11 protein-coding genes are annotated in these 13,404 nt (G+C 66.7%); 5 read left to right on the top strand and 6 right to left on the bottom strand.

Annotated elements, in window-relative coordinates:
- Window positions 1–45 precede the first annotated feature (45 nt).
- A complete protein-coding gene (nirD, locus tag ACVWY0_RS03880) occupies window positions 46–408 on the top strand; it encodes a nitrite reductase small subunit NirD (RefSeq protein WP_485835502.1) in 363 nt (120 codons plus the stop codon).
- A gap of 105 nt (window positions 409–513) precedes the next feature.
- Here nirD and ACVWY0_RS03885 read toward each other — a convergent pair whose 3' ends face one another.
- Window positions 514–2,283 carry a phospho-sugar mutase gene (locus ACVWY0_RS03885; protein WP_485835503.1) on the bottom strand — a complete coding sequence of 590 codons (1,770 nt, stop codon included), beginning with the start codon at window positions 2,281–2,283 and terminating at the stop codon, window positions 514–516.
- Between the two features lie 112 nt (window positions 2,284–2,395).
- Here ACVWY0_RS03885 and ACVWY0_RS03890 point away from each other — a divergent pair, with 112 nt between their 5' ends.
- Window positions 2,396–2,881 carry an RrF2 family transcriptional regulator gene (locus ACVWY0_RS03890; RefSeq protein ID WP_485835504.1) on the top strand — a complete coding sequence of 162 codons (486 nt, stop codon included), beginning with the start codon at window positions 2,396–2,398 and terminating at the stop codon, window positions 2,879–2,881.
- Between the two features lie 77 nt (window positions 2,882–2,958).
- Here the strand turns inward: ACVWY0_RS03890 and ACVWY0_RS03895 are convergent, their stop codons facing one another.
- Window positions 2,959–3,777: a purine-nucleoside phosphorylase gene (locus ACVWY0_RS03895; RefSeq protein WP_485835505.1), complete on the bottom strand. Its 819-nt coding sequence runs from the start codon at window positions 3,775–3,777 to the stop codon at window positions 2,959–2,961.
- Between the two features lie 127 nt (window positions 3,778–3,904).
- On the opposite strand from ACVWY0_RS03895, the gene ACVWY0_RS03900 reads away from it, so the two are divergent.
- On the top strand, window positions 3,905–5,320 hold the full coding sequence (locus ACVWY0_RS03900) for an NAD(P)H-quinone dehydrogenase (RefSeq protein WP_485835506.1): 1,416 nt from the start codon (window positions 3,905–3,907) through the stop codon (window positions 5,318–5,320).
- A 118-nt stretch (window positions 5,321–5,438) separates the two neighbouring features.
- On the top strand, window positions 5,439–5,624 hold the full coding sequence (locus ACVWY0_RS03905) for a PspC domain-containing protein (RefSeq protein ID WP_056348113.1): 186 nt from the start codon (window positions 5,439–5,441) through the stop codon (window positions 5,622–5,624).
- Window positions 5,625–5,652: 28 nt separating this feature from the next.
- Here the strand turns inward: ACVWY0_RS03905 and ACVWY0_RS03910 are convergent, their stop codons facing one another.
- The 4 genes from ACVWY0_RS03910 to ACVWY0_RS03925 all read right to left on the bottom strand — a co-directional run bounded on the left by ACVWY0_RS03910 (window position 5,653) and on the right by ACVWY0_RS03925 (window position 11,707).
- Window positions 5,653–6,348: a hypothetical protein gene (locus ACVWY0_RS03910; RefSeq protein ID WP_485835507.1), complete on the bottom strand. Its 696-nt coding sequence runs from the start codon at window positions 6,346–6,348 to the stop codon at window positions 5,653–5,655.
- 97 nt (window positions 6,349–6,445) lie between these two features.
- The gene (locus ACVWY0_RS03915) at window positions 6,446–8,008 is read right to left on the bottom strand and encodes an FAD-dependent oxidoreductase (RefSeq protein ID WP_485835508.1); all 1,563 of its coding nucleotides are present in this window, start codon (window positions 8,006–8,008) and stop codon (window positions 6,446–6,448) included.
- Window positions 8,005–10,230, bottom strand: coding sequence for a molybdopterin oxidoreductase family protein (locus tag ACVWY0_RS03920; protein ID WP_485835509.1), 2,226 nt, complete (start codon window positions 10,228–10,230; stop codon window positions 8,005–8,007). Before ACVWY0_RS03920 ends, ACVWY0_RS03915 begins: the two co-directional genes overlap by 4 nt.
- 1 nt (window position 10,231) lies before the next feature.
- Entirely contained in the window at window positions 10,232–11,707 is a 1,476-nt protein-coding gene (locus tag ACVWY0_RS03925) for an MFS transporter (protein ID WP_485835510.1), read from the bottom strand.
- A 270-nt stretch (window positions 11,708–11,977) separates the two neighbouring features.
- Here ACVWY0_RS03925 and ACVWY0_RS03930 point away from each other — a divergent pair, with 270 nt between their 5' ends.
- Entirely contained in the window at window positions 11,978–13,390 is a 1,413-nt protein-coding gene (locus ACVWY0_RS03930) for an MFS transporter (RefSeq protein ID WP_485835511.1), read from the top strand.
- The last annotated feature ends 14 nt before the right edge of the window (window positions 13,391–13,404 follow it).

Raw genomic sequence — 13,404 nt, forward strand, 5'->3', positions numbered from 1 at the left:
ATGGCCATAGACGTGGCCAATCAAGCACGGGGAGAGGAGCCGGACATGACGGCAACACTGGAACTTGGGGCGCTCGCCGCCGATACCGTTACCTGGCACCGGGTCTGCGCCGTGGACGAGCTTGAGCTTGCCTGGGGCGAAGCCGCACTCATTGCGGGCCGCCAGGTGGCACTCTTCCGGACCGGGCCCAGTGAGGTTTTTGCGGTGGCCCACGAAGATCCGGCCACCGGCGCCCACGTAATGGCCCGCGGCATTCTGGGCTCACGCGGCACGCGCCCCACCATCGCTTCGCCGCTGCACAAAGAGGTCTACGATCTGGAAACCGGCGAATGCTTTGCAACCGCCGCGGTGCGCCTGGAAACGTTCAGCACTCGCATTTCCGACGGTTTCATCGAAGTCGAGGTCTAGCGCGAGGCCGAACGGTCTTGAGCTGCCCTGCCCCGCATAAGCGGTGTGGGCCGGCAACGGTCATGCGGGGCGGGGCCGTCCTTACGCGAAGGGCGGGCTGAAACGTCAGAGTCCGAGGGCCTCGCGGACGTCGTCGAGCACATTATCGAGGGCGGTTCGGGCCAACTGGCGGACTTCGGGCAGTTCGGCCGCTGACTCAACCGGGAGGATGACTTCCACGTAGCACTTGAGTTTGGGCTCGGTGCCGCTGGGCCGGATGATGACCCGGGTCTCGTCCCGGGTCAGATACAGCAGGCCATCGGTGGGCGGCAGGTGCTCGCTCCCTTCGGCCAGGTCCACGAAGGTTTCAACAGCGGACGAACCGAACGAATCGGGCGGGCTGACCCGGAGCCGGTTCATCATGGCGTCCAGCAGGCCCAGATCCGCCACCCGGATGCTCAGCTGGTCGCTGGCGTGCAGCCCGTGCTGAAGGTAGAGCTCGTCCAGGGTGTCGAAGATGGTTTTTGCGTCTGCCTTTGCGGCGGCTGCCATTTCCGCGATGAGGACAGCGGCAGAGATCCCGTCCTTGTCCCGGACCAGTTCCGGTGCAACGCAATAGCCCAGGGCTTCCTCGTAGCCGTAGACCAGCCCGGGCACCCGGGAAATCCATTTGAACCCGGTCAGCGTTTCCTCATGCTCGTATCCCGCCGCGGCGGCGATGCGCGAGAGCAGGCGCGAGGAGACAATCGAATTGGCGAAGAGGCCGGCCCCTTCACCACTGGCGGCTTCGTCAGCATTGCCCGATGCGCCGTCAATGCCGGCCGCCAGCCGGGCCACAATGTGTGCCCCCAGCAGCGCGCCCACCTCGTCGCCACGCAGCATGCGCCACGCGCCGGTGTCAGGATCCTTCGCCGCCACTGCAGCGCGGTCCGCGTCCGGATCGTTGGCCAGGACAATATCGGCGTCGACGCGGGCGGCGGTCTCCAGGGCCAGGTCCAGCGCGCCCGGTTCTTCCGGATTGGGAAAGTTCACCGTGGGAAAGTCGGGATCCGGCTCAGCCTGTTCGGCCACGAGGGTCACATCGGCAAAGCCGGCAGCATTCAGCACCGCCACGGCAGTCTCGCCGCCGACGCCATGCATGGGGGTCAGGACAATCCGCAGGTCACGGGACGGGAAGCGGGCCGCATCGGCGAGTGCCGCCGTCGCGCGTTCATAATCCGCCGCAACCGACGGATCCAGTACCGTCCAGCCGTCCGCGGCAAGGGTGATGGTTTCCAGGGCGCCCACGGCATCGATCCGCGCGGCGATCCGGGCGTCGTAGGGCGCCACGATCTGCGCACCGCGGCCGCTGTCCTCCACGGCATGGCGGCCCAGGTACACCTTGTAACCGTTGTCCTGCGGGGGATTGTGGCTGGCGGTCACCATCACGCCGCCGTCGCAATCGAGGGCCCGCACGGCGAATGCGAGCAGCGGGGTGGGCAGCGCGGACGGCATCAGGAACGTTTCGATCCCGGCGGCCGTAAAGATGGCCGCCGTTTCCTCGGCGAAGATGTCGGAGTTATAGCGGGCGTCATAGCCGACGACGGCGCGTGGCCGGGTCCCGGGCGCGGCCTCACCCACCGCATCAACCAGAAAGTCGGCGAGGCCGGCGGCGGCGCGGCGCACCACCACGCGGTTCATCCGGTTCGGCCCGGCGCCCAGGGCGGCGCGGAGGCCTGCGGTGCCGAACTGCAGGGTGCCGCTGAAGCTGTCGGCCAGCTCCTGTGATGCTGCCGGGGAGCCCTCCTCCGCGAGTTGCAGCAGCTCTGTGAGCTCTGCGGCTGTGGCGGGATCCGGATCTTTGGCCGCCCATTCACGGGCGTGGGGGAACAAGGAAGCGGCATCGGAGGACGTCATGCGGTCAACGCTATCGTCATTGCTTCAGGAAATGTGCCTGAACACTCGCCCGTGACAGCGGAAAGCAGCGAAATCCTTGCAGTAAATTTTCTGGACAAGTAATGTCGCGAATATGAAATTGGGGCAGGGTGTTGAGTGGGGACTGCATAGCTGCGTCAATATGTCCTGGACCGCACCAGGGGAGGCCGTCAGCAGCGCACGGCTGGCCGAGTTCTACAAGCTTCCCGCCGCGTACCTGAACAAACAGCTCCAGGCCCTGGTGCGGGCCGGGATCCTGACCTCGGTGTCCGGGCCTCGGGGCGGCTTCTCGCTGGCCAGGCGTCCGGACCGGATTTCCGTCCTTGACGTGGTCCTCGCCATCGAAGGAAATGACCATGCCTTCCGGTGCGAAGGCATCGCCAAGGACGCCCCGGGCGGGAGCATGGACGCCGACTACGCCCGCACGTGCCTCATTTCGCAGACTATGCGCCACGCCGAAGTCACCTGGCGGACTGAGCTGTCCCGGCAGAGCATTGCCGGGATCGCCCAGTCCATCGAGCGCCGCTTTCCCGATGCCCGGGAGTCCACCGTCCTGCAGCTCGTCGGTCCGCGAACCTGACCAGCCCCACAGCAACGCGGGGTCACTAAACGCCCATGGGAAAGCCTCGGATGGGCGCTAAGTGACCCCGCGTTGTCCTAGAGTTTGGCGATGATGCCCGCAAGCAGTTTGGAGATGCGCGGTCCGGCGGCCTGGCCGGACTCGATGACTTCCTGGTGGCTCAGCGGCATGGCGCTGATGCCGGCCGCAAGGTTGGTGACCAGCGAGATTCCGAACACTTCCATGCCTGCGTGGCGGCCGGCGATCGCTTCCAATGCGGTGGACATGCCCACCAGATCGGCACCGATCCGCTTGGCGTACTGGACCTCGGCCGGCGTTTCGTAGTGCGGCCCGCTGAACTGGGCGTAGACGCCTTCCTCCAGCGAGGCGTCCACTTCGCGGGCGAGGGCACGGATGCGCGAGCTGTAAAGATCTGTCAGGTCAACGAACGTTGCGCCTTCGAGCGGGGAGGTGGCGGTGAGGTTGATGTGATCTTTGATCAGCACCGGGGTGCCCGGCGTCCAGCTTTCGTTCAGCCCTCCGCAGCCGTTGGTGAGGACCAGGGTTTTGCAGCCGGCAGCGGCAGCGGTGCGGATGCCGTGGACCACGGCGCGGACGCCTTTGCCCTCGTAGTAGTGCGTTCGTGCGCCCAGGACCAGCGCGCGTTTGCCCTCTTTGGTCAGGACGGAGCGGATGGTGCCCACATGCCCTTCGACAGCGGGGGCATGGAAGCCCGGGACGGTGTCGGCGGTCAGGGTGGCGGTGGTCTCGCCGATGAGGTCGGCGGCTTCGGCCCAGCCTGAGCCCAGGACGAGGGCGACGTCGTGGCGGTCCACCCCGGTCTGCTGGGCGATGTACTCAGCGGCGGAGCGCGCGGCGGCGAAAGGGTCCGTGGTCTGGAAGTCTGTATTACTCACTGGTACAAGTTATCGTGCTGGTGCCGCTGTGCACAGTGGCAGCAGCGTCGCGCCGGGCCGCGGACGGCACCGTGACGGGGCACTCTTTATTGGTGGTCCCTGCGCAGATGCGCGAGAATGGTTGATTGTGACTACGCACCCTGATTTCAGCTCACCCCGGATCGCAATCCTCGGAGGTGGCCCCGGCGGATACGAAGCCGCTATGGTCGCTGCCTCGCTGGGGGCTCAGGTCACCATCATCGAACGCGCGGGCATGGGCGGCTCCGCCGTGCTGACCGACGTCGTGCCTTCCAAAACCCTGATCGCCACCGCGGACCTGATGACCCGCGTCGGTGAGGCCGGGGAGCTGGGAGTGAAGTTCGACGTCGACGGCGGCGACTTTGTGCCCGTGATGCGGGCAGATCTCAAGCACATCAACGACCGTCTCCTGGGCCTTGCCCGTCAGCAGTCCCGAGACATCACCACCGGTCTGGAACACCAGAACGTCCGCATCCTGCTGGGTTCGGGCAAGCTCCTGGACAGCCACACCATCGAAGTCGTGACCGCTGACGGCACCGAAATCGTGGAAGCGGACACTATCCTGCTGGCCGTCGGCGCGCACCCTCGTGAGTTGCCCACCGCGCGGCCGGACGGGGAACGCATCCTGAACTGGGCCCAGATCTACAACCTTGACGAGCTTCCCGAGGAACTGATTGTGGTGGGGTCCGGTGTGACCGGTGCCGAGTTCGCCTCCGCCTACAACGGCCTGGGATCCAAAGTCACCCTGATCTCCAGCCGCGACCGGGTGTTGCCCGGTTCGGACACGGATGCCGCGGAGGTGCTGGAGGAAGTCTTCGAGCGCCGCGGCGTCCGCGTCCTGTCCCGCGCCCGAGCTGAGACCGTGGAGCGGACCGACGACGGCGTGGTGGTCACCTTGGGTGACGGATCGAAAGTCACCGGCAGCCACTGCCTGGTCTGCGTGGGCTCCATCCCGAACACCGCGGGCATCGGCCTGGAAGCTGCCGGCGTGGCCCTCACCGAGAGCGGCCATGTCAAGGTCGACGGCGTCTCCCGCACCACCGCGCCGAACATCTACGCCGCCGGCGACTGCACCGGGGTGCTGGCCTTGGCCTCGGTGGCCGCCATGCAGGGCAGGATCGCGATTGCCCACTTCCTGGGCGACGCCGTGACACCCATCAAGCTGCACCAGGTGGCGTCCAACATCTTCACCTCACCGGAGATCGCCTCGGTTGGCGTTTCCGAAGCCGAGATCGAGTCCGGCAAGTACCAGGGCGACATCATCAAGCTCTCGCTCAAGAGCAATGCCCGCGCCAAGATGCGCAACCACAAGGACGGCTTCGTCAAGATCTTCGCGCGCAAGGGCTCAGGCACGGTCATCGGCGGCGTTGTGGTGGGTCCGAACGCCTCCGAGCTGATCTTCGCGATTTCCATCGCCGTGAAGCAGAAGCTCCACGTGGACGACGTCGCCAGCACCTTCACCGTGTACCCGTCACTAAGCGGTTCCATCTCGGAAGCTGCGCGCCGCCTGCACGTCCGCATGTAGCAGGTCCCGGTGGTTGAGCTTGTCGAAACCCGTCTGCCCGGTGGTTGAGCCTGTCGAAACCGAAACCCGAGGGAACTCGACAGGCCCAACCACCGGCATTCTCGGGTAGCGTGGCCGCATGACTACAGCACTTGAGCGGCCACGCCGCGGAAAAATCATCGGCGGCGTGTGCGCCGCGCTTTCAGCCCGATTCGGGATCCCGAAGTTCCTGGTCAGGCTCGGCTTTGTGATCTTTGGCCTGGTGGGGATCGGCGAGCTGGTCTACATCGCGCTGTGGATCATGATCCCCAAGGCCCCGGCCTAAAGACCGCCCGGATTCCCGGCCTCGACGCCTAGGCCAGGGCGTAGGGCGGCACGGTGCTGCCGGAAGTAAAGGGGGTGAACCAGCCCTCGATACGCTGCTTCCCGGCGTCTATTTCCGGGATGTCGGGGCTGTCCGAGTAGAGGGCTGGACTCTCCGCCTCCTCCAACAGGACTTCCTCGACCTGAGCACGCCAGTCTTCCGGGAGGTCGAGTTCATAGATGTCCTCGGTGATTTCCGCCTGATCGAGCAGGCAGCGGACGGCGAGTTCGGCTGCGAGGCATCCGGGGGCTGTCCAGCCGCGGACCAGAGACGCCGTCACATCGGAAGCGACGACGATGAACTTCCGGGTAAACGTCGCGTCGTAGCTGGCGGCGAACTGGGGCGGCAGCGAGGACAGCACAGCGGAACCGGCGACGTCAGACGAAGTGACGGCATCCAGTGCGGTCAGGGTCCCCAGATCGCGGAAGAGCTGGTCCACGAGCAGGCCCGACGAGTTCCACAGAAGGCCTGCCAGCAGGAGTGTCTGGCTCACAGCGATTTTCCGGTCTTCCGGCGAGACAGCCGCCATTTCGTCCAGGTCTTCCGGCTCGAACTGCAGCCTCTGTTCCGGCGTCATGTCATCCGGGTGCGGATCAAGGCCCAAGAGTTCCAGGCTCAGTCCGGTCAGCTTCCCGGCGTCGGCCAGCAGTTCTTCGGTGATGTCGTCTTCTTCGTCGGCATTCATGGCCCCGATGCTACCTGCCATCAGATCCGAGTTCGATTCCGTGACGCGCACATGTCCGGCCTGCCGGGGGTTTCGACAGGCTCAACCACCGGCTATTTCAGGCGGCGGGAGCCGCCTGGAAGTGTTTTTCGATGAGCCCCTTGATGTCCTCGTGGCAGCCGCCGCAGCCGGTGCCGGCGCGGGTTGCCTTCGACACCTCGGCCACGGTGGAGCAGCCATCCGCCACGGCACCCTGGATCTTGGCCCCGCTGACTCCGGCACAGCGGCACACGGTGCCAGCCGGATCCGCGGGACGGGACGCGGCCAGCTGGTCCGGGCCATCCAGGCGCAGGAGCAGTGACCTGTCGGCCGGCAGTTCCGCGCCGCGTTCGAACAGTCCAACAAGCTCGGCGGCGGTCCGCGGCATGCCCACGGCCACCAGACCTTCCAGTACTCCGCCGCGGGTGGTCATCTTGACGTAGCGGCCGTGTTCCGGATCGGCCCACTGGGCGATCTGAAGGCGCGGCCGGCCGTTCACGGCGCCTGCGGTGAGCACTTCTTCATCCCACGGCTCGGCACCGTTGTCGCCGGCCACAGCCATGTTCATGCCACGGGCCTTCAGCACAATCACGGCGGCCTGTTCCTGCGGCAGCTCCTGCAACGCGTCGGCCTCCTCCTGCGTGCCGGTGGCCAGCAGCGTCAGGTATTCGGCCAGCCATTCTGCCTGCCGCCACCCGGGTCCCACCAGGCCGGACGGGCCCTTCGCCGTGCGGCATTCGCCGCAGGCGGGGTCCGGGCAGCGGACCTCGGCACAGTCGCCGATCGCGAAGATGTGCGGCTCGTGGTGGGCCCGCAGCCGGTGGTCCACCAGGATGCCGGTGCCGGTGGACAGTCCGCATCCTTCGGCCAGTTCGGTCCGGGGACGGACACCGCACGAGATGACCAGGAGGTCGCCGTCGATCGCCGAACCGTCATTGAGCAGCAGCGCCGAGAACCCGCCGTCGGGCGCGTTGTGCTCCACACCCGTGGACCGGGCGTTGCCGGCCATCCGGACGCCGCACCGGCGCAGGCTGGCCGCGAGGACCGCCCCGCCGCCGCGGTCGATGTTGCGTCCCAGCGGGTGCGGCCCGTTGTGCACCACCGTGACGGTGGCGCCTTCTTCCGCCGCCGCGAGGGCTGTCTCGAGGCCCAGGACGCCGCCGCCCAGCACCACAACACGCTTGCCGCCGTCGACCGCTGCGCGCAGAACCGAAGCGTCGCGGAGATCCCGGAGCGCCGTGACGCCCGCAGGGAGGACGGGGGAGGCCGGATCCGGGTTGATGCCGGTCAGGTTGGGGATGACGGGCCGGGAACCCGTGGCGAAGACCAGCCGCGCATAGTGGGCGGAGGTGCCGTCGGTGAGGATCACCTGCTGGCGGGCGCGGTCCACGCGGCGGACCCGCACGCCGAGCCGGACGTCCACGCCATCCGCGGCCAGGGCTGCGGTGTCGGAGAGGGCCAGGGCATCGGCAGTGGTGCGTCCGACGCCGAGGTCGGCCACCAGCACACGGTTGTACGCGGCCTCGGCTTCCTCGCCCACGACAGTGAGGCTGACGTGCCCGTCGCGGACCGCGGGCAGCAGTTCATCGATCAGGCGGGCAGCCACCGGACCGAAACCAACAACGACAATCTGCTCACTCATGAGGCCTCCGATGTCTGAAGAACACTGTTCTGAAGTCCGGTTGCGACCGCACGGACCCATACCTTGTTGAACTTGAATTCGGGCATCCCGGAAATGGGATCCGTTGCCGCCTCGGTGAGGCGGTTGGCGCTTTCGAGTTCGGGGAAATGGAACGGCAGGAAGACCGTCTCGGGACGGATCGCGGTGCTGAGTTCGGCCCGGCAGACCACCTCGCCGCGTTCATTGGCCACCGAGACGAAAGCGCCTTCGGTGATGCCCATGGCGGCCGCGGCAGCAGGGTGGATCTGCATTTTTGCTTCGGGCTGGGTGGCCAGCAACTCGGACACCCGCCGGGTCTGCGCGCCGGACTGGTAGTGCTCCAGGAGGCGGCCGGTGATCAGGGTCATGGTTTTCGCGTCCGGGTCCGGGTTGGCCGCCGGCGTACGACGACGGCGGGGCGTCACCGGGGTCATGACCGCCTTGCCGCCGGCGTGGGCGAACGCGTCCAGGAACAGCCGGGGCGTCCCTGTGCTCCCCACGGGGTAGGGCCAGTAGGCGGCTTCGCCGCGATCCAGCATGGCGTAATCAATGCCGGAGTAGTCGGCGTGCCCGCCGGCCGAGGCCAGGCGCAGTTCCTCAAAGACCGTTTCGGGATCTTCGCTGTATGTGGACGGAGCCTCAAGCGCTTCGGCGAGCCGGGCCATGATCCACAGTTCGCTGCGTGCGCCGGCGGGCGGCTGCAGGGCCCGGCGGCGGCGGAGGACGCGGCCCTCGAGGTTGGTGAGCGTGCCCTCCTCCTCGGCCCACTGCAGGACCGGGAGGATGAGGTCGGCTTCGGCGGCGGTTTCGGACATAAAGAAGTCGCAGACCACCAGGAAGTCCAGGCTGCGGAGCCCGGCGATGACGGCGTTCGCGTCGGGGGAGGCCACCGCGATGTTGGAGGCGTGCACAAAAAGGCACCGGACGCCGTCGGGCTGTCCCAGCGACTTCAGCAGCTGGACGGCTGGGAGTCCCGGCCCGGGAATGGTTTCTTCGGGGACGCCCCAGACGCCGGCCATGTGGGCGCGGGCGGCGGGGTCGGTGATCTTCCGGTAGCCGGGGAGCTGGTCGGCCTTCTGGCCGTGCTCGCGGCCGCCCTGGCCATTGCCCTGGCCGGTGAGGGTGCCGTAGCCGCTGCGGCGCGAGCCGGGCAGGCCCAGGAGGAGGCTGAGGTTGATCGCGGCGGTTGCGGTGTCCGTGCCGTCCACGTGCTGCTCCACACCGCGTCCGGTAAGGATGTAGCTGCCGCCCTTGCCCGCGCCGTCGGCGAGCCTGCGGGCCGTTTCCCGGATGAGCTCCGCCGGGACGCCAGTGAGGGACTGGACGCGTTCGGGCCAGAACGCGTTGACGCTGCGTACCACGGCCTCGTAGCCGGTGGTGCGCGCCGCGATGAAGTCGTCGTCTGCCAGGCCCTCGTGGATGATCACGTGCGAGAGGCCCAGCAGGAGGGTGAGGTCCGTGCCCGGCAGGGGCTGGAGGTGGAGGCCGCCGCCGTCGGCCGTGAACTTTGCTGTGGCTGAACGGCGGGGATCCACCACGATCAGCCCGCCGGCGTCGCGGGCGCCCTGGAGGTGCTGCACAAACGGCGGCATGGTTTCGGCGACGTTGGAGCCGAGCATCAGGATGGTGCTGGCGGAGTCCAGGTCTGTCAGCGGGAACGGGAGGCCGCGGTCCAGGCCGAAGGCGCGCATCCCGGCGGCCGCGGCGGAGGACATGCAGAACCGGCCGTTGTAGTCGATGCGTGAGGTGCCAAGGGCCAGGCGGGCGAACTTGCCCAGCATGTAGGCCTTTTCGTTGGTGAGGCCACCGCCGCCGAAGACCCCGACGGCGTCCTTTCCGTAGCGTGCCTGCGTGTCCTTCACGGCGGTGGTGACCAGCGCCAGGGCCTGGTCCCAGCCGATGGGGCGGTGGACGCCGTCGGCCCCTTTAAGAAGGGGTTCGGTGACCCGGCCGGGGTGGTTGAGGAGCGTGGCTGAGGTCCAGCCTTTGCGGCACAGCCCGCCCCTGTTGGTGGGGAAGTCCCGGCCGCTCACTTCGAGGAGGGGGGCTTTCAGAGGGGCTTCCGCAGCGGCCAGTGCCGCGGATTCAGCCGGCACGGGGACTGACCCCGGCTCGAAAGCCGGGGTCAGTACCGCAGGGGATGTGAGCGTCATGGCGCACTGCAGGGCGCAGTAAGGGCAGTGCGTGTCGGCGCTTTTGGTCATGTTAGACGTGTCCCATCGCGTTTCGGTTGGCGTTGCGGATGTAGCAGAACCAGCAGACGGCCAGCATTACTACGTAGGCTCCCACGAAACCGTAGAAGGCCGGTGTGTAGGATCCGCTGGCGGTGTTGGAGGCGTTCAGCACCTGCGGGATAACGAAGCCGCCGTAGGCGCCGATGGCCGAGATGAGTCCGAGGGCCGAGGACGCGAGCCGCTGGGTTTGCACCGTGCTGGCGCCGGACTTCGCCGCCCGGCTGGACGTGGCGAAGATGATGGGGATCATCCGGTAGGTTGCGCCGTTGCCGAAGCCGCTGGCGGTGAAGAGCATCAGGAACAGGACCAGGAAGAGCCAGAAGTTCTTCAGCGGCAGGGTCCAGATCATGGTCAGGGTGATCACGGCCATGGCGGCAAACGCTGCAACAGTCATCCGTGCCCCGCCCATACGGTCAGCCATGCGTCCGCCGTAGGGACGGGCGAGTGAACCGACCAGCGGGCCGAGGAACGCGAGGGACAGTGCCACGGTGCCGACTCCGATGGAAGAGAAGGCCGGGAAGTAGTCCTTGATGAGCTTGGGGAACACACCGGCGAAGCCGATGAACGAACCGAAGGTGCCGATGTACAGCAGCGCCATGATCCACAGGTGCGGTTCCTTCAGTGCTGCGACCGAGCCGGCCACGTCACCCTTGGCGCTGGTGAGGTTGTCCATGTACTTCCAGGCACCGAAGGCGGCGATCAGGATGAAGGGGATCCACATCCAGCCGGCCATCGGCAGGTTGGCGCTGCCGACGGCGAGCAGGGTGATCGCAATCGGGACGGCGAGCTGCGCGACGGCGGCACCCATGTTGCCGCCGGCGGCGTTCAGGCCGAGGGCCCAGCCCTTCTCCCGTGCCGGGTAGAAGAACGTGATGTTGGCCATGGAACTGGCGAAGTTGCCGCCGCCGAAGCCTGCAAGTGCAGCCACCAGCAGCATCACACCGAACGGGGTTTCCGGATTGGAGACGCAGAGTCCCAGGCCGACGGCGGGAATCAGAAGGAGGAGCGCGGACACGATGGTCCAGTTCCGGCCGCCGAAGCGGGGAACCATAAAGGTGTAGGGGATCCGGAGCGTGGCGCCTACCAGGCTGGGCATCGAGATCAGCCAGAAGATTTCCGAGGTGGTGAACGTGAAGCCGGCTGCCGGGAGCTGGACCACCACGATGGACCAGAGCTGCCAGACCACAAAGCCGAGGAACTCGGCGAAGATGGACCAGTTCAGGTTGCGGCGGGCGATGGTTCGGCCGGCGGACTCCCACTGCTCTTTGTTCTCGGCGTTCCAGTTGGCGATCCAGCGGCCAGGACGGAATTCAAGGGCGGGGGCGTCGGTTGTACGGGTGGAGGGCTGGGCGCTGGCGGATGAGGACACGCCTCCGTGCAGCGGATCGGTGTCTATTATATCTACGGAATTGCCGGTGCCGGCATCTGCGTTGCGGTCAACAGTCACGGTGGACCTCCTCATGGGGGATGTTGTTCTTCCACGGTAGAGAAGGCGCGTTTCGCGGACAGTCGCGGTTTGTTAACGTGCTGTGACATTTGCCTATCGGCAGCCGGCCGGCGGCGTGAGGAGCGTTAACGGCCGAAGGATGAGACATGGGCCACAAGTCCACATGGCGGACCTTTTGTCCATTGAATGGACGGCTGGAACTACTATCGGACTCTAACTACTGCGCGCCGGGTCTCACAAGGTCCGGCCGGTTCTCAGGAAAGAGTTCCTATGTCATCCATACAAACCACCGTGGAGCCAGGATCCCCCAAGGCGGTGAACTCACGCGGCCGCGTGATTGTGGCCAGCCTGATCGGCACCACCGTTGAGTTCTACGATTTCTACGTCTACGCCACCGCCGCCGTACTGGTCTTCCCGGCGCTGTTCTTCCCCAATCAGAACGAGACCACCCAGCTGCTCAGCTCCTTCGCTGTCTTCGGCGTGGCCTTCGTTGCCCGCCCCCTGGGATCCATCGTCTTTGGCCACTTCGGCGACAAGTTCGGCCGCAAGGGCACCCTGGTGGCCTCGCTGCTGACCATGGGCATTGCCACCTTCCTGATCGGCTGTCTGCCCACTGCGCTGGTCCCGGGCTGGCAATTCTGGGCTCCGGCGCTGCTCGTTGTCATGCGCTTCGCCCAGGGCCTCGCCCTCGGCGGCGAATGGAGCGGCGCTGCCCTGCTGGCCACCGAAAACGCCCCCGCCAACAAGCGCGCCATCTACGGCACGTTCCCGCAGCTCGGTGCACCCATCGGCTTCATCATCGCCAACGTGATCTTCCTGGTGGCCAGCTATGCGCTGACACCGGCCGACTTCCTGGCCTGGGGCTGGCGCGTGCCGTTCCTGCTCAGCGCCGTCATGGTGATCATCGGCCTGTACGTCCGCCTGAAGCTGATCGAAACGCCGGCCTTCACCAAGGTGCTCGAATCCAAAGAGGTGGCCAAGCTGCCGCTGGCCCGGGTCTTCAAGACCAGCTCGCGTCCGCTCATCCTGGGCACGTTTATCATGCTCGCCACCTACGTGCTCTTCTACCTGATGACCACGTTCACACTGACCTACGGCACCCGCGCCTCCAGCCTGGATACCGCCAAGGCTGCCGCCGAGAAGGCCGGCAAGCCGATGTCCGAGGCCGCCGCGGCAGCGTTTGTTCCCGGTCTGGGCTTCACCCGCAACGACTTCCTCTGGATGCTGATTGCCGGCGTCGTCTTCTTCGGCATCTTCACCCTGGTTTCCGGACCGCTGGCAGAGAAATACGGCCGCCGCAAGATGCTGCTGACCGTCACCGGTGGCATCTTCGTCTTCGGCCTGCTGTTCGTCCCGCTGTTCAGCGGCGGCTTCGTGGGCACCATGGCCCTGCTGGTCATCGGCTTCTCGCTGATGGGGCTCACGTTCGGTCCCATGGGTGCGCTGCTGCCGGAACTGTTCCCCACCAACGTCCGCTACACCGGCTCCGCCATCAGCTACAACGTGTCCAGCATCCTGGGCGCTGCGGTGGCTCCGTTCATCGCCGTCGCGCTCTGGGAGCTGGCTGACGGCAGCCCGGTCCTGGTGGGTGTCTACCTGACCGCGATGTCGGTGCTGACGCTGATCGCGCTGTTCGTGAGCAAGGAAACCCGCGACCTGGACTACGAGAACAACGTAGCCTGACGCCCCGCCGTCGG

The organism is Arthrobacter sp. UYNi723, assembly GCF_054057635.1.